The organism is Amycolatopsis sp. NPDC005232 (assembly GCF_040607795.1).
Classification (GTDB): Bacteria; Actinomycetota; Actinomycetes; order Mycobacteriales; family Pseudonocardiaceae; genus Amycolatopsis.
Genome location: NZ_JBEXHL010000029.1, coordinates 17,091 through 34,593, shown reverse-complemented (window position 1 = coordinate 34,593; position 17,503 = coordinate 17,091). Strand labels below are relative to the sequence as shown.

Genomic DNA, 17,503 nt, shown 5'->3' with positions numbered 1-17,503 from the left:
CGGGATCCGACGATGGAGCGTGCTTCCCACGCGAACCTTCCACACCTGCGGCCATACCTGATGCTACCCCGGCCGGTTAGGCACATCAGTAACACAGCTCTCACTCCCACTGGCAATCTTAGAGCTAAGAGTTAATGTTGAAGTCGCTACGGTCATAACATAGCTCAGAAGCACACGTGAAGAGGAGACTCGCTGTGAGCACCAACCCGGACGCCCCCGGCTCGTCCTTGGCCACCGATGTCCCAGGCCGCCCCAGCGGCCGGCCGGCCGGCCGCTGGCGGATCCACAAGGACCGCCTCGAGCGGACAAGCCAGTTGCCATCGCCCGCCGCCAAAGCCGTGCTTTTCCTCGCCGTCGGGCTCGCGCTGCTGGCGCTCAACCTGCGGCCTTCGATCGTCGCTGTGTCGCCGATCCTCGACACGATCCGGCAGGACACCGGCATGTCGTTCGCGCTCGCCGGCCTGCTCACGACGCTGCCGTTGCTGTGCTTCGGCCTGCTCGCGCCGGTCGCGCCAAGGCTGGGCCGCCGGTTCGGGATCGAACCCGTCGCGTACGCCGCGATGGCGACCATCGTCGTCGGCACGGCGTTGCGGCTGGTGCCGTCCACCGCCTCGCTGCTGGCCGGCACCGTCGTGATCGGCGCCGGTATCGCGGTGGCGAACGTGCTGCTGCCCGGGATCATCAAGCGGGACTTCGGGTCCCGGGTCGGTCTCATGACTGGGCTGTACTCGATGTCGATGTCCATCGGCGCTGCACTGGCCGCCGGCCTCACCGTGCCCATAGCTCGTGCCACCCACACCGGATGGCGGACCACACTGGCGCTCTGGGGCTTGCTCGCAGTCGTGGCGCTCATCGTCTGGGCCCCGCAGGTCCGGCGCCACACGCGACAGACGGCCGGCGAGGTCAACCTCGCCGCACATCCGGTTCGCGGACTCTGGCGGCATCCGGTCGCCTGGCTCGTCACCGCCTTCATGGGCCTCCAGTCCCTCGGCTATTACGCGACCACGGCCTACTTGCCGTCAATTCTCGTCACCGCGGGTCTGTCGTCCGGAGTGGCCGGCTGGCTGTTGTCGCTCGCGAACCTGCTCGGCATCGCCGCCGCGTTCGCCGCCCCGCTGCTGGCCGTGCGCGGCGGCCGAGCCGGCCTGCTCGCCGTCCTCGTCGCAGTCCTCACGGCCGGAGGCCTCATCGGCCTGATCTTCGCTCCCGCGGCCGGCGCGTACCTCTGGATCGTGCTGCTGGGCTTCGGCCAGAGCGCGGCGTTCGCGCTCGCGCTGTTGTTCATCGTTCTGCGCTCCCCCGACGGCCGCCACGCGGCGCAGTTGTCCAGCATGGCCCAGAGCTTCGGCTACCTGCTCGCCGCCGCCGGACCGCTCGCGCTCGGCGCAGTGCACCAGCTGAGCAACGGCTGGACGGTCCCGATCATGGTCTTGCTCGCCCTGCTCGTGCCGCAGACCGCGGCCGGCCTCGGCGCCGCTGGCAACCGGGACGTCGCCGAAAGTCGGGCGGCCTGACGGAACAGTCGCCCGGGCACCTCGGCGATCTCGTCGAGGTGCCCGGGTGACCTCATGAAGATCAGTCCGTCCGGCCCGGTAGTCCGCGTTGTCCCCTAGTCGTGCGCATCAGCTGAACACGGACTTCAGGTTCTGGTAGCTGGCGAGACCTTCCGGCCCCAGTTCACGGCCGATGCCGCTGTTCTTCACGCCGCCGATGGGACCGACGGGATCAGGGACGTAGCCGTTGATGCCGACGCTCCCGGTGTGCATGCGCCGGGCCAGCGCACGGCCGCGTCCCGGATCCGCGGTCCACACCGAACCAGCGAGGCCGTACGACGACTCGTTGGCGATGCGCACCGCGTCGTCCTCGTCTGTGTAGGGGAGGACGACAACGACCGGCCCGAAGATCTCGTCCTGGGCCACCGCCGACGCCGCGTCGAGGTCCGTGAAGACCGTGGGTTCGACGAACCACCCCGCCGAGCGGTCGGCCGGGCGGCGGCCACCCGTGGTTATCTTCCCACCGTCCGCGCGGCCCTTGGTGATATAGCCCTCAACCCGTTCTCGATGGCGTTCTCCGGCCAGTGGCCCGATCTGAGTGTCGGGATCGAGCGATTCGCCGATCCGAAGCGACGAAGCGAACTCCGTGATGGCTTCCACGACTTCGGAGTGCCGGCTGGCCGGAGCGAGGATGCGTGTGCTGAGGTAGCACGTCTGGCCGTTGTTGGCGAAGGTTGCCCCGAACAAGTCGGCTCCGATGGTCCCGAGGTCCAGCACAGCGTCTTCAAGGATGATCGCCGCCGACTTGCCACCGAGTTCGAGCGAAACCGGCCGAAGGAGCCGTCCACACGTTTCGGCTACCTGCCGTCCTGCTGCGGTCGAACCGGTGAATGCCACCTTGTCGACGCCGGGATGCGCCACGAGGTAAGCGCCCACGTCACGACCGGCGGGAACGATGTTGAGGACGCCTGCGGGAAGCTCCGCCGCAGCCGCCGCTTCACCCAGCAACACCGCGTCGTACACCGTCTCCGGCGACGGTTTGAGCACCACAGTGCAACCAGCCGCCAATGCGGGGGCGATCTTGCAGAACGCCATGGTCTGGGGGAAGTTCCACGGCGCGATGGCGGCGACGACTCCCACCGGTTCACGGAGTACGTCCACTGTGCCACCGAAGAGCCCGCTTCGCCGGTCGTCCTGCTGGGCTTCGATCAGGTCCGCGTAGTACCGGAGCAATGTCGCCGGGAACGCGGCCTCAACTTGCGACGAGACGGCGATCGGCATGCCGTTCTGGGCGGAGACCGCCCGGGCGAACTCATCCTTGCGAAGATCAAGTTGCTCGGCGAAACGCCGCATAGCTGCAGCACGGTTCGAGCAGCTGAGTCGGGGCCACGCGCCCCGGCCGTCAAAGGCGACGCGAGCGGCCGCCACCGCTGCGTCGACGTCGGCTTCCCGGGCCTCTGCGACAGACCCGATCGGTACTCCCGTGTTCGGTGAGACGACGGTGATCGTCGCTTCGCTGCTCGGCACGGCCCACTCGCCGCCGAGGTACAGCCGGTCTTGGTGTGCGTCCACGCGGACTCCTGTCCGTCAGGTGTGCGGTTCGACGAGGACAGCGTGACCCGCCAGGGCGTCGGCTAAGTGTGTTTGTTCGATACACCCGGCTCGGCGACAGCCCACGAACCAGCATCGAGCCCGAACACTCTGATTCGGCGGTACAGCATCGTCCGGCTGATTCCCAGTACCTCGGCGGCGCGCACCTTGTTGCCGCCGCAGAGCGCGAGCGCCCGCGCAATTGCGTCACGTTCTGCTTGCCAAAGTGCGCCTTGAACTGGCTGTGAACCGGCCCGGTACTGCGGTGGCAGGTCCTCCACCGCGATGTCCCCGGCCGATCGTCGCCGGGCGACGTAGTCGACCACCGCACTCAGCTCGCGGAGATTGCCGGGCCACTCGTGCGCGACGAGGGCGCGCAGAGCGGAGCCGTCGAAATGAGCCGTCGTAGCGGGGTGATCTCGCAGCATCGCCGCCGCGACAGCCGGGATGTGCTCGCGCTGCTCCCGCAGCGAAGGCAGCGAAATCCGGACGGGACACGAGGCCAAGAGCGCCGCGACCTCGCCTGAGGGCGGAAGACCGGGGCTGCTGGTCATGACAACACGCAGTCCCGGTCGGCCCAGCAGTCTGCGCACCCGGGTAGCACTGGCGGGCACCAGCAGGTGAGCGTCGTCGACGAGCAAGACATCCGTGACGCTGTGCCCGTCGACCTCGGCACGCACGATGTCGCCGATGCCGTCCAGGGCGCAGATCGCGTTCGCACCGGCCAAGTGTCGCGCCGCAGAACTGCGGCCGGTACCGGGTTCGCCTTCGATGAGCACCGGCGTGTCGCAGCCACGGTGTCGATCGAGCTCACGCCCGACAGACGCACGCCACGGCCCCACCGCACTCGCGCCGCGACGCCGTGGAACGACACGACGCCGGTCGGGGCGATCGAGCGTGACGAGGACGGCTCCGCCGGAGTCGGGGATCTCTTCGAACGTCGCGGCGACCTGCAGATCCGACGTAAGGGTGAGCGCGACCGCTCCCGCGGCGGATCCACGCCCGCATTCGCGGCTGAGCACCTGCAACGCCGCGTGGTCGGCGGGTACCAGCAGGTCTGAGGCGCTGTCGTTGGCGATCAGGAGATCAGGGCCGAGGACGAGCAACGGGCCTCTCGTGCGCACCGCAGCCGCTTCGAAGGCTGCGAGTGATCGCCGGTGCGTGAAGCGCACAGTGTCGTGGAGGCGCACCTCGATGTCGCGGGCCGCGCGCCCGGCGACCGCGGCCAGCAGTTCGTTGTCGTCCTCCGCCAGGCACGTGATGCACAGGACGCCTTCCCTGCGACGGGTCAAATTGCCAGAGATCGGAGCGCCGTAGCAGGAGTACGGCTTGAGGACCTCGAGGTAATGCTCGGCACCGTGTACTGCGAACCCGGTGCCCGTCTCGAAGACCGCGGCGATGGAGTTGGTGCCGGAAGTCGCTTCCGAATAGGCGTTCCCCGGGACCGCGCCGACGGCTTCCAGCCGGTCGCGGATGTGAGAGATGCCGGCGCGCAGGTCGACGAGCCGGCCGTTGCGATCGGCGAGCATGATGGCGTAGCGAGTGCCGGCAAGCTGAGCGGAGATCGAATCCAGCACCGGCCTCGCAGCCTGCAGCAGCCGGCTTTCCCGGTCGACCGTCGTCGCGCGGGAGGTGTCGATGTGCTCACCGGGCTTGAGACCGCTGAGGGCCGATCGGTGCCACGATCGTTCGATCTCCGGACGCAGGGTCTTCATTGACTACTCCGTCGTCAGTGGTGCCTTATCTATCAACTTAAACGATGGCGTTCCACGTGCGCTTCAAGCCGAAATATGCGCAGGCGAGGCAAGTACCGTCGTTGACGGTAGCTTATATCTAAGCTACATTTCGCGGCGCTGAGACACGCGAGCCAGGCTTGACCGGCCCGGCGCGGAGCCCAGCCTTCGCGCGCGTCCGGCCGCCACCGGACCCCGCCCTCTCCGTCCGGCTAGTGGCCGGACCGATCTTCACCTCTCTCTGCTGTTCCGAACTCTCCACTTCCGAGAGGAATCACCATGACTGAACCGAATTGTGACGTCGTTGTCGTCGGGGGTGGCAGCGCCGGCTGCGTCATCGCTTCCCGGCTCACCGAGAACCCGGATGTCACCGTGACCGTGCTCGAGGCGGGCGGCGAATCCGGACCGGCCGCGATGTCGGAGCCAAGCGAGTGGCCGAATCTGTTCGGCAGCGCCGTCGATTGGGGGTTCCAGACAGTTCCCCAGCGCGCGCTCGGTCAACGCGCGCTCGTCTACCCGAGGGGGAAGGTGCTCGGCGGTTCCAGCGGCATCAACGCGATGGTGCATCTGCGCGGGCACCGGCAAGACTACGACTCCTGGGAGGAAGCGGGGGCGAAAGGCTGGGCGTACGACCGGATGCTGCCCTACTTCAAGCGCACCGAAGACACATCCGGCCGAGACTCACGCTTCCGGGGTGTCGGCGGGCCCATGCGCGTCGGCCCCGGCCGCCTGCGACACCCCGTCTCCGAAGGAGCGATGGCAGCGTTGGAGGAACTGCGGCTGCCCCTTTCGCAGGACCTCAACGGGGAGGCGCAGGAAGGCGGCGCATGGCTGGACTTCAACACTCCGGACGGCCGCCGCCAGTCTGCCTACGACGGCTATCTGCGGCCCAACCTCGGCCGGCCGAATCTGAGGGTCGTGCGGAACGCAGCGGTGCAATCGTTGATCATCCGGGACAGCCGATGCACAGGTGTTGACTATCTGGAGGCCGGCGAGCAGCGTCGGATTTACGCTGGCCAGGTTGTGCTCTGCGCCGGAACCATCGCCTCACCGCAACTGCTCATGGTTTCGGGCATAGGCCCGGCTGCGGAACTCGAGCGGCTCGGCCTCCACGTGCGCGCCGACGCGCCCGAGGTCGGCCGCAACCTGCACGACCACGTGCTCGTCCCCGTCGTCTACTCCGCAGCCGGAGAACTCCCGGCCCCGACCAATATCCACGCGGACGCCGCCGCGGCCCTGCGCACCCGCGAAGGGCTTGCCCAACCTGATGTCCAGTTGCTCTTCTGCGACGTCCCCTATCTCCCACCGAACCTCTCCGGGCCTGCCAACGGCTACTCGATCCTGGTCAGCGTGCTACAGCCACGAAGCCGCGGAACGGTCACCCTGACGACGACCGATCCGGCGGACCCGCCGGCCATCGACCCGGCTTTCTTCAGCGACCAAAGGGATGTGGAAACCGCGATCGCCGGACTTCGCCTGGCCCGGCGGATCGGCGCGAGCTCCGCGATGGACATCGTGCGCGGCGGCGAAGCAATGCCCGGTCACGAGTTCGACGATGACTCGTCTCTGAGGGAACACATCATCCGAGCGACCTCTACGTACCACCACCCGGTCGGAACCTGCCGGCTCGGCAGCGATCCTGCAGCCGTCGTCGACACCGAACTGCGGGTCAACGGAATCGAAGGCCTCCGCGTGGCTGACGCCTCCGTGATGCCGACCATCGTCTCCGCCAACACGAACGCCACCGTTCTTGCGATCGCCGAACGTGCGGCCGAATGGATCGCAGGCTGACCTCTTGATGCCGAGTTGAGCACGAGTTTGCTCGCGAAGCACCTCCAGCAGCGAAGTGCTTCGTGAGCAAACTGCTCGCTCCGTCCGATCATGCTTTCGCGAGAGGGCGCGAAGGAAGGTTGTCCTCGATCACCAGTCGCACGACGCGGTCGCGGAGTTCAGCGGCGCAGCGGTTGTCGAGCAAACCCTGCCGGCGCAGCCTGGGCTTCGGCAAGTCGACTGACACGATCTCCTTCACCGTGCCCGGCGCCGGCGTCATCGCCACGATCCGGTCGGACAGGAACACCGCCTCGTCGACGTCGTGCGTCACGAACACCGTGGTGGTGTTCGAGCTGGCGACGATCGCGGCGAGCTCCTCCTGCAACCGCAGGCGGGTGAAGGCGTCGAGTGCGCCGAAAGGTTCGTCCATCAGCAGCAGGTCGGGCTCGCTCACCAGAGCGCGGGCCAAGCCGGCGCGCTGCTTCATGCCGCCCGAGAGCTGCCGAGGGTAGTAGTCCGCGTACTCGGTGAGGCCCCACGAGCGCGAACTTCTCCTTGACTCTCGTCTCGATAGCGCGACGACCGAGGTCGGCACCGGTCTCGTTCAGGCCCATCACAATGTTGTCCCGGACCGTCCGCCACGGCATCAGCGCCGCGTCCTGGAACACGAACCCAAGCCGCTTCGGCACGCCCCGCACCACGGTGCCGTCGACCGTGATGGAACCTGAGCTGTACGGCGCGAGCCCGGCGATCATCCTGATCAGTGTCGTCTTGCCACCCCCGGACGCGCCGACCAGGCTGACGAACTCGCCGGCCGCGATGTCGAGGTTCACGTTGCGCAAGGTCACGTTCGCCGAGCCCCGGCGGCGCGAGTAGCGCTTGCCCACTCGGGACACGACCACAGTCGCGCCTGCTGTCGCATGCGTCATTTCTGCCCACTTCCCTTGGCCTTCTTGGCGTAGGAGGCGTCGACCCACTGTGCCACCGGCGCCGTCGCCTTGAGCGCACCCGCCTGCAGGTAGAGCTTCTGCTGCTGGTCGAGCAAGCTGGTGTCGAGGATGGTTCCGACGGGGTAGGCGTTGGCTTGACGCAGCAACGCGAAGAGCTGGGCGGTCTGTGCCCGGTCAGCCGCCGGCTGGATCTGCAACGCCTCGTTCACGACCGCGTCGGTGTTCGCGGGGTCGTTGAACCACACGTAGGAATCGAGCAGCGCTTTGTTGAACGCGACGGCGAGCGGCTCGTTCTTCGCCAGCCAGTCGGGCGTGGCGAACACGTTGTCGTCGTACCCGATGCTGGTGCAGATGATCGAACAGCTGCGCAGCGCGGTCGGGCGATACCTGCTGAGTTTCCGCTTCAGTCACCGCCCGACGAGCAAACACGTCGACCTCATCGACCTCATCGACCGCGTTGCCGACGGTGACCTGCCGGCGGCCGCGGCGTGGATTACCGCCCACCTCGACGGCGTCCGCGAAGGGATCGAAGCCGTCGGCACGGAGGGGAACAATACGGCCGCGAAGGACCGCGAGTCGTCGCCGAAAACCGCCTGACTCGGTCTCCGGCACGGCACTTCACCGGAGACCGAGTCCGACAGCACATCGCCACCCGGTTTACATGGCGACGCCACTGTGGACTTCCGTTTCCGCCGCGATCGGCGCCCCGACCACCGCGGCGTCGATCGCGTCGAGAACGCGCTCCGGTGACATCGGCAGTCCGGTAACCTGTGCGCCGGTGGCGTCGGCGATCGCGGCGGCGATGGCGGGGGCGACCGGCAGCATCGTCCCTTCGCCCAAGCCCTTGGTGCGCAGAGGCCCGGCGCCGTGGCCCTGTTCTTGCGTGATGCTGCGAAACACTGCGGGCAGGTCCTCGGCCAGCGGCACGCGGTACAGCAACGCCTCGCCGTTGAGCAGGTCCGGCCCTTCGAACCGCAGCTCCTCGAACAGCGCCTGCCCCAGGGCCTGGACCGCCGCGCCTTCCTCCTGGCCCCTGGCGCCACGCGCGTTGACGATCACCCCGGCGTCCCCACTGACGACCAGTTGGAGCACCTTCACGGCACCCGTTTCGACGTCGACCTCGACCTCCGCCGCGGCCCAGCCACCTTCCCAGAACACGCAGGGCGCCTCCAGCGGTGCCGCGTGCGTCAGCGTGGGCTTGAAATAGCCGTCGGCAGAGAACTCAAAGCCCGTTCCGCCGAACTCGCGCATGATCAGCGGGAGCACCGGTTGCGCGGTTCCGTCCCGGGTCACGCGCCAGTCGTGCAGCGTCAGCTCGGCCGCAGGCACGCCGAGGGCCTCGCCCGCGAACTCGAGGACCTGGTCACGCACGCGGGTCGCGGCTTCCAGCACGGCCTTGCCCATCACAGCCATCCCGGACGAGGCGTTGGTGCCCTGGTCGAACGGCGAGTGGTCGGTGTCCACCGCGACGTACTTGACACGTTCCAGTGCGCAGCCGAGTGTGTCGGCGACCAGTTGCACGAGCACCGTGTGGCCACCCTGGCCCATCTCGACAAGCGCCGATTCCAGGTAGACGTCTCCGCTAGTGGCTACCCGCACTCGAGCGCGGGCCGGCTTGTTGACGCCTCCGCCGTCCTTCATCCCGATGGCGACCCCCATCCCCCGCCCCGGCACGCGCGGGCGGTCGCGGTAGCCGATCGCCCCGGCGACGAGCTCCAGGCCGGCACGCATGTCCGCGTCGAACGGGGTTTCGCCCGGCACGAACTCCTCACCCAAGTCCTTGAGGTTGCGCAGCCGCAGCTCCAATGGGTCGACGCCCAGCCGCTGCGCGATCAGGTCGATCTGACGCTCGCTCGCCCAGGTCGTCTGCGTGCCGCCGAACCCGCGGAACGCGCCGGCCGGGACGGTGTTGGTCAGCACGCCCTGGCACACCGAGTCGATCCGCAGCCACCGGTATGGCCCTGGCACCCGATAACCCGCCTTCTCCACCACGAGCGGGCTGGCATCGCTGTAAGCACCGGCGTTGAGCAGGACCTCGCTTTTGCGCGCGAGGAACGTGCCGTCCGCACAGACCGCGCTGGTGAGCCGTATGACCGCCGAATGCTGGCTGATCGTCCGCAGGCACTCCTCCAGCGTCATGCAGTAGCGCACCGGCCGGCCGGACAGCTGCGAGAGACGGATCGCGACCGGTTCCGCGCGCGGCCCGTGCTTGGCGCCGAAGGCTCCTCCGACCGTTTCCGCGTGGACGCGCACCGAGTTCTCGGGCAGCGCGAACATGCGCGCCAGCTCTTTGCGCAGCGGGAAGGGGCTCTGGGTCGCCGACCAGACCTCGATGTGGCCGGCGTCGGCGTTCGCCACGCTGACGAACGGTTCGAGGTGGTAGTGATTCATCCGTGAGAACGTGAATTCGTCGGTGAACACGTGGTCCGCCTCGTCCCACACGTCGCGCGGTCCAGTCTCGTACCGGAACTCGTAGCTGACGTTGGACACGGGGCGCAGCGCCCCCGAGGCGCCGGCGCCGTAGTCGGGCACAATGCCGCGCGGCGGCTCGGGGAACAGCTCGGGTGCGCCGTCCGCGAGGGCTTCCTCAATCGTGGCCACGGCCGGCAGCAGCTCGTATTCGACCTGCACGAGCTCGAGCGCGGCGAGCGCCGTCCGCTCGTCGACCGCGGCCACGGCGACGACGGGATCCCCGATGTAGCGCACCCGGTCGGTGGCCAGCACCGGCTCGTCCTTGACGAAGCTGCCGTACACGGCGTCCAGGCCGGCGAAGTCGTCGCGAGTGATCACCGCACCCACGCCATCCAGTGCCCGGGCAGCCTCGACGTCAATCCGGATGATGCGCGCGTGTGCGTGCGGGCTGCGCAGCACCTTGGCGTGCAGCATCCCGGGGAACGACCGGTCATAGGCGTATCCGGCGCGCCCCGACACCTTCGCGACCGAGTCCAGGCGGGGCGTATCGCGCCCGGCGATCCGGCGGCTCATTCGTCCAACCCCTTCTCCGCGCGAGTGAGCTCGCTCGCCCGTTGTACCGATTCGAGGATCATCTGATAGCCGGTGCACCGGCAGGTGTTCGAGCTGATCCACTCGACGGCCGTTGCCCGGTCGGGCGCCGGATCGTGTCGTAGCAGTCCCGTCGTCAGCATGATCATCCCCGAGGTACAGAACCCGCACTGGAAGCCACCACACTCGATGAACGCGCGCTGCACCGGTCCAGGCTCGCCATCGACCAGCTGGCCCTCCACGGTCTCGACCCGCGCGCCGTCGACCTCGAACGCGAACACCGAACACGCCGCAACCGGGACATCGTCGAGTAGCACCGTGCACGCGCCGCACACACCACGTTCGCAGGATGCCCGGGTCCCCTTCAACGCCAAGAGCTCACGCAGCAGGGTAAGCAGCACGACGCTCGACGCGACCGTCATCGAGACGACGCGACCGTTCAGGGTGAACTTGATCTCCACTTCCGTGCTCACATCGCTCCTCTCACGCCGCGGCCGGCCTGGCCAACGCGTTCAGGCGCCGCCGGATCAGCACCGCGACGACCCGGCGCCGGTAGGCGGCACTCCCGACGTAGTCCCCGATCTCGTCGGGCAGCTGCGCGGCCAGCGCGCGGCCCACTGCTTCGGGGTCCACACCGGACAACGCAGGCGCATCGACGTCTTCCCAGACCGTCACCGGGCGCCGGTACTCCGAACCGACCGTCGCCGTGACGCGGAGCGCAGACCCCCGCGTCCGCACCGCCAGAGCGACGGTGAGCAGCGGCCGCATCGACCTTTCGTAGTCGAACAAAACCAGATTTGCCAGCGGCACGCGCACGTGGTGCAGCACGCCGGCCGGTGCGGAGTCCCCGCGCCACAGCTGCGCCAACGTCACGCGGCGCTCACCGTCCAGTGCGGACAGCTCCAGCTCGGCGTCGAGCGCCGCCAGCATCACCGGAGTCTCGTACCGGCTTTGCCGAGCCATGAGGTTGCCGCCGAGCGTTGCGCGCGCCCGAATGCGGACCGTTGCGATGCGTGCCCACGCGTCCGCCAGCGACGGCAACCGCTCTCGCAACACGAGGTCGCGCGGACCACTGTGGTGCGTCGCCAGTGCACCGAGTCGCAGCAAGTCGCCGTCGTCGATGACGTCACGCCACGCCGTCACCCCACTCAGCGCGATGACCGCGCGAGGACTGAGCCCTTCGCGGAACCGTGCGACGAGATCGGTCGACCCTGCGAGCAACGTCGCGTCGGGAGCTTCGTGATACGCCTGCACGGCTTCCTCGGCCGACCGGGGCCGGTACAGTTCGAACGGCGCCAGGGCGGTTTGCGTTCCGGCCAACAGCCCGGAGCCCAACACCTGGTTGCGCATGTGTGATTCCACCACCTTGATGCCGCTTCATCGCAGACACTTGTACATCTTAGCCCTAAGGTTATCCGAGGTCCAGTTGCACCGCGAGTCGTGAATGACTGTGCCGAATGACGTGGTCTTCGCCAGTTCCTGGCCATTGCCACCGCCGTCCGCGCCGAGGCTGACCGCTGACGCGTTCGGACGGGCCTCAGTGGAGCGCGAACCCGCCGTCGACAGCGAGAAGCTGGCCGGTGACGAAGCGCGCGTCGTTCGACAGCAGGAACGCGACCACACCGGAGATGTCATCAGGGTACTGATCGCGCTTGAGCAACTTGCGCTCCGCGTAGTCGCGCCAGCGCTGCTCGGCAACCGCTTCCGTGGCCTCGATTTTCGTCAGCCCCGGAGCGATCGCATTGACCCGGATCATCCGGTCACCCAACTCTCGGGCGAGAGATCGAGTCATGCCGACGATCGCGGCTTTGCTGGTCGCGTAGTGCAGCAAAAGCGGCGCACCCCAGAACACGCAGTCCGAGGAGAGCGTGACGATCGCCCCTCCGTCCCGCATCGTCGGGGCCAAGTACTTGACCGTTTGCCAAGTACCTTTGACGTTGACGCTCATCATCTTGTCCCAGGCTTCGGCCGTCCACTCGTGGTACGCCTTGCCGCCGACACCGTTGGCCCAGCCGGCGTTCGCCACGATGCCGTCGAGTGGCGCACCGACCGAGACGTATCGCGCCACCTCCGCCATCGAGCGGTCCGACGCGACATCCGCACGGACGAACGTCGCGTCGATCCCCTCCGCCCCGAGTTTGTCCGCCGCGCCGGCGCCGCGCCGCTCATCCAGTTCGGCGAGCACGACCTCAGCACCCTCACGTCCGAGCCGCTCGGCGAAGGCATAACCCAGGCCACCACCGGCGCCGGTGACCAGAATGCGTCGTCCGTGGAATCGGCCCATGGTGATGTCTCGCTCTCTCTCCGGATCGCAATCACTTTAGCACTAAGTTATTTTGCGTCAATGCTTCTCGCGGGAGCGATCAGCGAGACCCAGCAGGCAGGCGAGCGACAGCAGCGCGGTCGCGATCACGTACACGGAGATCGAAGTGGCCGACCCGGTCGCGGCGAGCAACGCGCCGGCGATGAGCGGCGCGAGCGAGTTGCCCAGGATCGTTCCGACCGTGGTGCCCAGTGAGAGACCGGAGTAGCGGACACCCGCACCGAAAAGCTCGGAGAAGTACGCAGGCATGATGGCGTACGGGAGGTAGAAGGCCACGGTGCTCACGAGGTACGTGATCGTCACGAGGACCAAAGATCCGCTGTCGATCGACCAGTACACCGGGAATGCCATCGCGACGATGAGGACCTGGCCGATGACGTACAGCCGCCGGCGGCCGACGCGGTCGGCGAGCTTGCCGATGACGGGGATGCAGACCAGGCCGAAGAGCGACGTCACGATGATGACACCGAGCATGGCGCTGCGGCTGATCCCGGCGTGTGTGGCGTACACAAGGTTGTAGACGGCCAGCAGATAGAAGAAGATGCCGGACGACAGGTACGCGCCGGCGATCAGCAGGACCCGGACGGGGTACTTGCGCAGCACTTCCACGATCGGCGCCCGCACGACGGTCTTCTGGAGCTTGATCCGCTCGAACTCCGGACTTTCGGAGACCTTCAGGCGGATCAGCAGGCCGGCGACAACCAGGACGAAGCTCAGCAGGAACGGGAGGCGCCAGCCCCAGGCCAGGAACTGGTCCGCAGGCAAGGCGGCCAGCGGAAGAAACACCGCGGAGGCCAAGATGAGACCGACGGGTACGCCCATCTGAGGCCAGCTGCCGTAGAACCCACGGCGCCCATCCGGCGAGTGCTCGACGGCCATCAGGGCCGCACCGCCCCACTCGCCGCCGACGGAGAAGCCCTGCAGCAACCGGAGTACGACCAGCAGGATCGGCGCCGCCATTCCGATCGCGGCGTACGTCGGCAGGAGTCCGATGAGGACCGTCGCGAGCCCCATGATCATGATGGTGGACACGAGCATCTTCTTGCGGCCGAGGCGGTCCCCGAGGTGCCCGAAGACCAGTCCGCCGATCGGCCGGGCAACGAAGCCTGCGGTGAACGTCGAGAACGACAACAGTGTGCCGGTCGTGGCATCGAAGGTCGGGAAGAACAGCTTGTTGAAAACCAGGGCCGCGGCGGTCCCGTAGGCGAAGAAGTCGTACCACTCGATGCTGGTCCCGACGAGACTGGCGAAGGCGACCTTCGCCGGCGACTGGACGATGGTTCTGGCTTGGATCTCAGGTGTGGTCATGACCAGGGTCCTTTCACGACCAAAATGGATATTTTTGCCCTAAGGGATTAGTTGGCTCGAAGTTGTAGCAGGCACCGGTGATCACTTCAAGTACTTGCGCCATGTGAGTGACATCGGCCGACACCTTCCGCCATCGCCTTGGCCATCGTCGAGTCATGTTCATGGATACGTTGGGTACCAACACTTTCAGACATAGAGTAGTCTCGCTTATCTGACCGCTAAGCTAATGAGGAGTTCGGATGTCCCAGCTCAGTGCCAGTCCTGGTGTGTTCCGCACGAACCGCGTAGCCGCGAGCCTCGTGGGCACCGGCACGCCGGTTCTGCTCCTGCACGGCATCGGTGGGTCGTCCGCGTCCTTCGCGGCGTTCCAGGAAGAGCTCAGCGATCACACGACGATCGCCTGGGACGCACCGGGTTACGGCGCGTCCGACGATCCGGCCTCCGGCGACGGCGAGCCGGCGGACCGCTACGCGGACGCGGCCTTCGCGATGCTGCGCGAGCTCGGCCACCGGACGGCGCACGTGCTCGGCGTCTCCTGGGGCGGTGTGATCGCGACACGAATGGCACTGCACGCGCCGGAAAAGGTCCGGTCGCTGGTGCTGGCCGATTCTTCGCGGGGGTCAGGGCGCACCTCGGAGGGACGCGCCGGGATGGTGCGACGAGTCGAGGAACTGGCGGCGGTCGGCTCGCGGGCGTTCGCGCACCTGCGCGGACCGAAGCTTCTCGCGCCCTCCGCATCGGCGCCGCTCGTGGACCAGGTGATCGAGACGATGAGCCGCGTGCGCCTGGCCGGGTACCGCGGCGCCGCAGAAATGATGGCGGCGACGGACCACACGGACGCGCTGCGCGACATCGCCGTGCCGACGCTCGTCCTCGTCGGCGAGGACGACCGGGTCACCGGAGTCGCGGAGAGCGAAGCACTGGCGGCCGGTATCCCAGGAGCCCGGTTCGCGGTCGTACCAGGCGGTGGTCACGCGGTCTGCCAGGAGAACCCCGCCGAATTCGCCGGTCGGGTCCGGCAGTTCCTCGCCGACGTCGACGCACGGGCGCCGCTGGGCAGCTGACCTCTCAGGCCCCAGCGACGCCCTTCCGTGCACGTGCCACCGGCACGTGCACGGAAGACAACAGCATCAACATGATGCGCTGATCAGTTCAGCTAGACCGCGTCGCCGAAGCGGTCCGAGCCTGCCTCTTCCGTCCGGGAAGTCGTTTCGTAGACGTCGAGCGACCTCTCGAGGAGGCTCAGGAGCTGGGCGAGTTGTCGGCGCTCGGTCGCGGTCAACCCGACGAGCAGCGACTCCTCGTTGGCGAAATGCTCGGCCGCCACCTCTTCGATGAGCCCGAGGCCCTTGTCGGTGAGCTGAACGTAGACAACGCGCTTGTCTTCGTCATCGCGTTCGCGGATGACGAGCCCGGCCTTCTCCAGGCGATCGACCCGAAGGCTGATCCCGCCGGTGGTGATCAGAGATGTCTCGGCGAGCGCACCCGCGGTCTGCCGGTACGGCGCACCATTGCGACGCAAGGCCGCAAGGATGTCGAAGGCTGCCGCGTTGATGCCGTAGCTGTTGAACGTGTCGGTGACGTGCACCTGGTAGCGCAGGAAGACCCGGTGGATCCGGCCGAACACCGCCATCGGTGCCGCGTTCACCTCCGGCAGCTCACGCCGCCACTGCGCCAGGATCCCGTCCACCGCGTCCGGCCGCGCCACGTCACGCCGTGCCATACCTCTGCCTCCCCGCTCCGGGACCGCACTCACTCACCGCTCAGCATTTCACTGCTCACGTATTTTAACAACCAGCTGCGGGCCGTCAGCCGATCCCCGCCCACGGCAGCGGCCGCTCGTTCAGTCCGAAGTAGATGCTCTTCTGCCGAGAGTAACTGAGGATCCCCTGCCGTCCCTTCTCGATCCCGATGCCGCTCTCCTTGGTCCCCGAGAACGGCGTCGAAACGCTCAGCTGCTTATAGGTGTTCACCCACACCGTGCCCGCCTGGATCGCGCGGCCGACCCGCCACGCACGGCGGTAGTCGGCGGTCCAGATGCCGCACGCGAGCCCGTAGACGGTGTCGTTGGCGGCGACCACGAGATCGTCTTCATCGGTGAACGGCAGCACGACGGCCACAGGCCCGAAGATCTCCTCTTGCGAGGTGCGCGCGGAGTTGGGCAGTCCGTCGATCACGGTCGGCAGGTAGTACGAACCGCGTGCCAGCTCCGGGTCGTCCGGGACCTCGCCCCCGCACAGCACGCGGCCACCTTCGGCCCGCGCCGTATCGACCATTCGCGCGACCTGGTCCCGATGCGAGACCGTGACCAGCGGACCGACCTGCGTACCCGGTTCCGTGCCGGGACCGACTCGCAGCCGCTGCGTGGCTTCGACCAGTCGCGGCACGAACGTGTCGTAGATCGACTCATGCACGAATACTCGGGAGCCGGCGATGCAGCTCTGCCCGCTGGAGGAGAAGATGCCGAACAGCACCCCCGCCACCGCGTGGTCGACGTCGGCGTCGGGGAAGACGATCGTCGGAGATTTGCCACCGAGCTCCAACGTCACGGGCATGATCTTCTCGGCCGCGTACCGGCCGATCGTGCGACCGGTTTCGGTGCCACCGGTGAACGACACCTTGCCGACGCCAGGGTGGCGCACGATCGCGTCGCCCACCTCTGAGCCGGATCCCGGCAGCACGGACAGCAGGCCGGCCGGCAGCCCCGCCTCGGTGGCGAGCCGACCGACCGCCAGCGCGACCAGCGGCGTCCAGCGGGCCGGCTTGAGCAGCACGGCGTTGCCGGCTGCGAGCGCGGGCGCGACCTTCTGCGCATCGCTGGCGATCGGCGAGTTCCACGGCGTGATCGCACCGACGACGCCGATCGGGTCGTGCACTCTCATCGTGAGGTACTCGCCGCGAGATGGAGTGAGCGCCGATTCGTGCGTCTCGAGCGCCGCCGCGAAGAACCGGAACGTCCCGGCCGCGCTGGCCACCAGTGCACGCGTCTCGGTCAGCGTCTTGCCAGTGTTCGCCGTCTGCAGCCCGGCGAGCTGCTCGGCGTTCGCGTCGATCAGCTCGGCGATCCGGTGGAGATACCGCGCGCGCTGGTGCGGCAGCAGATCGCGCCACGCGGGGTCGGCCGCGGCCCGCTCCCCCGCGGCAACTGCCTCTTCGACGTCGGCGGTGCTCGCGCCGTGAATTCGCGCGAGGACCTCCCCGGTTGCGGGGTCTACGGGCTCGAGCACCGGTCCGGCGCCGGTGCGCCACCGGCCGCCCACCAGGATCTCGTCCGGGACATCGATCCGGACGGCGGTCACCAAGCTCTGGCTCATCACTCCCCCAAAGTCGTCG

15 protein-coding genes and 1 pseudogene are annotated in these 17,503 nt (G+C 67.8%); 4 read left to right on the top strand and 12 right to left on the bottom strand.

Going from position 1 to position 17,503, the window contains the following annotated elements; translation table 11 throughout:
• Window positions 1-194: 194 nt before the first annotated feature.
• A complete protein-coding gene (locus tag ABZU76_RS38200) occupies window positions 195-1,514 on the top strand; it encodes an MFS transporter (RefSeq protein WP_354878961.1) in 1,320 nt (439 codons plus the stop codon).
• Window positions 1,515-1,622: 108 nt separating this feature from the next.
• Here ABZU76_RS38200 and ABZU76_RS38195 read toward each other — a convergent pair whose 3' ends face one another.
• The gene (locus ABZU76_RS38195) at window positions 1,623-3,020 is read right to left on the bottom strand and encodes an aldehyde dehydrogenase (RefSeq protein ID WP_354879238.1); all 1,398 of its coding nucleotides are present in this window, start codon (window positions 3,018-3,020) and stop codon (window positions 1,623-1,625) included.
• A gap of 107 nt (window positions 3,021-3,127) precedes the next feature.
• Window positions 3,128-4,798 carry a helix-turn-helix domain-containing protein gene (locus ABZU76_RS38190; protein WP_354878958.1) on the bottom strand — a complete coding sequence of 557 codons (1,671 nt, stop codon included), beginning with the start codon at window positions 4,796-4,798 and terminating at the stop codon, window positions 3,128-3,130.
• Between the two features lie 297 nt (window positions 4,799-5,095).
• Here ABZU76_RS38190 and ABZU76_RS38185 point away from each other — a divergent pair, with 297 nt between their 5' ends.
• Window positions 5,096-6,607 (top strand): GMC family oxidoreductase N-terminal domain-containing protein, encoded by a 1,512-nt coding sequence (locus ABZU76_RS38185; RefSeq protein ID WP_354878956.1) that lies wholly within the window; start codon window positions 5,096-5,098, stop codon window positions 6,605-6,607.
• Window positions 6,608-6,695: 88 nt separating this feature from the next.
• On the opposite strand, the gene ABZU76_RS38180 is transcribed toward ABZU76_RS38185, so the two are convergent.
• The 3 genes and pseudogenes from ABZU76_RS38180 to ABZU76_RS38170 all read right to left on the bottom strand — a co-directional run bounded on the left by ABZU76_RS38180 (window position 6,696) and on the right by ABZU76_RS38170 (window position 7,859).
• The gene (locus ABZU76_RS38180) at window positions 6,696-7,181 is read right to left on the bottom strand and encodes an ATP-binding cassette domain-containing protein (RefSeq protein WP_354878953.1); all 486 of its coding nucleotides are present in this window, start codon (window positions 7,179-7,181) and stop codon (window positions 6,696-6,698) included.
• Between the two features lie 19 nt (window positions 7,182-7,200).
• Window positions 7,201-7,515, bottom strand: a pseudogene (locus ABZU76_RS38175) (ATP-binding cassette domain-containing protein); the annotation flags it as partial.
• Window positions 7,512-7,859, bottom strand: coding sequence for a hypothetical protein (locus ABZU76_RS38170; RefSeq protein WP_354878950.1), 348 nt, complete (start codon window positions 7,857-7,859; stop codon window positions 7,512-7,514). The pseudogene ABZU76_RS38175 and the gene ABZU76_RS38170, both read right to left, overlap by 4 nt.
• On the opposite strand from ABZU76_RS38170, the gene ABZU76_RS38165 reads away from it, so the two are divergent.
• Window positions 7,849-8,133, top strand: coding sequence for a hypothetical protein (locus ABZU76_RS38165; protein ID WP_354878947.1), 285 nt, complete (start codon window positions 7,849-7,851; stop codon window positions 8,131-8,133). The two genes, ABZU76_RS38170 and ABZU76_RS38165, sit on opposite strands and share 11 nt — an antisense overlap.
• Window positions 8,134-8,193: 60 nt before the next feature.
• Here ABZU76_RS38165 and ABZU76_RS38160 read toward each other — a convergent pair whose 3' ends face one another.
• The 5 genes from ABZU76_RS38160 to ABZU76_RS38140 all read right to left on the bottom strand — a co-directional run bounded on the left by ABZU76_RS38160 (window position 8,194) and on the right by ABZU76_RS38140 (window position 14,170).
• Window positions 8,194-10,521, bottom strand: a complete 2,328-nt coding sequence (locus tag ABZU76_RS38160) for a xanthine dehydrogenase family protein molybdopterin-binding subunit (protein ID WP_354878944.1) — start codon at window positions 10,519-10,521, stop codon at window positions 8,194-8,196.
• Entirely contained in the window at window positions 10,518-11,000 is a 483-nt protein-coding gene (locus ABZU76_RS38155; protein ID WP_354878941.1) for a (2Fe-2S)-binding protein, read from the bottom strand. Before ABZU76_RS38155 ends, ABZU76_RS38160 begins: the two co-directional genes overlap by 4 nt.
• Before the next feature lie 22 nt (window positions 11,001-11,022).
• A complete protein-coding gene (locus tag ABZU76_RS38150; RefSeq protein ID WP_354878938.1) occupies window positions 11,023-11,889 on the bottom strand; it encodes an FAD binding domain-containing protein in 867 nt (288 codons plus the stop codon).
• A 187-nt stretch (window positions 11,890-12,076) separates the two neighbouring features.
• On the bottom strand, window positions 12,077-12,823 hold the full coding sequence (locus tag ABZU76_RS38145) for an SDR family oxidoreductase (protein ID WP_354878935.1): 747 nt from the start codon (window positions 12,821-12,823) through the stop codon (window positions 12,077-12,079).
• A 57-nt stretch (window positions 12,824-12,880) separates the two neighbouring features.
• Window positions 12,881-14,170 carry an MFS transporter gene (locus ABZU76_RS38140; RefSeq protein WP_354878932.1) on the bottom strand — a complete coding sequence of 430 codons (1,290 nt, stop codon included), beginning with the start codon at window positions 14,168-14,170 and terminating at the stop codon, window positions 12,881-12,883.
• Between the two features lie 239 nt (window positions 14,171-14,409).
• Between ABZU76_RS38140 and ABZU76_RS38135 the strand changes: the two genes are divergently transcribed.
• Complete coding sequence (locus ABZU76_RS38135; protein ID WP_354878929.1) at window positions 14,410-15,234, top strand: alpha/beta fold hydrolase; 825 nt, start codon at window positions 14,410-14,412, stop codon at window positions 15,232-15,234.
• Between the two features lie 92 nt (window positions 15,235-15,326).
• Here ABZU76_RS38135 and ABZU76_RS38130 read toward each other — a convergent pair whose 3' ends face one another.
• A complete protein-coding gene (locus tag ABZU76_RS38130; protein WP_354878926.1) occupies window positions 15,327-15,893 on the bottom strand; it encodes a MarR family transcriptional regulator in 567 nt (188 codons plus the stop codon).
• Between the two features lie 85 nt (window positions 15,894-15,978).
• Window positions 15,979-17,484, bottom strand: a complete 1,506-nt coding sequence (locus ABZU76_RS38125) for an aldehyde dehydrogenase (protein ID WP_354878923.1) — start codon at window positions 17,482-17,484, stop codon at window positions 15,979-15,981.
• Window positions 17,485-17,503 lie beyond the last annotated feature (19 nt).

Bases quoted from the DNA above. Each gene is read 5' to 3' on its own strand.
- ABZU76_RS38190 (WP_354878958.1), bottom strand. From the start codon at position 4,798: ATGAAGACCCTGCGTCCGGAGATCGAACGATCGTGGCACCGATCGGCC.
- ABZU76_RS38185 (WP_354878956.1), top strand. From the start codon at position 5,096: ATGACTGAACCGAATTGTGACGTCGTTGTCGTCGGGGGTGGCAGCGCC.
- ABZU76_RS38160 (WP_354878944.1), bottom strand. From the start codon at position 10,521: ATGAGCCGCCGGATCGCCGGGCGCGATACGCCCCGCCTGGACTCGGTC.
- ABZU76_RS38150 (WP_354878938.1), bottom strand. From the start codon at position 11,889: ATGCGCAACCAGGTGTTGGGCTCCGGGCTGTTGGCCGGAACGCAAACC.
- ABZU76_RS38145 (WP_354878935.1), bottom strand. From the start codon at position 12,823: ATGGGCCGATTCCACGGACGACGCATTCTGGTCACCGGCGCCGGTGGT.
- ABZU76_RS38140 (WP_354878932.1), bottom strand. From the start codon at position 14,170: ATGACCACACCTGAGATCCAAGCCAGAACCATCGTCCAGTCGCCGGCG.
- ABZU76_RS38135 (WP_354878929.1), top strand. From the start codon at position 14,410: ATGTCCCAGCTCAGTGCCAGTCCTGGTGTGTTCCGCACGAACCGCGTA.
- ABZU76_RS38130 (WP_354878926.1), bottom strand. From the start codon at position 15,893: ATGGCACGGCGTGACGTGGCGCGGCCGGACGCGGTGGACGGGATCCTG.
- ABZU76_RS38125 (WP_354878923.1), bottom strand. From the start codon at position 17,484: ATGAGCCAGAGCTTGGTGACCGCCGTCCGGATCGATGTCCCGGACGAG.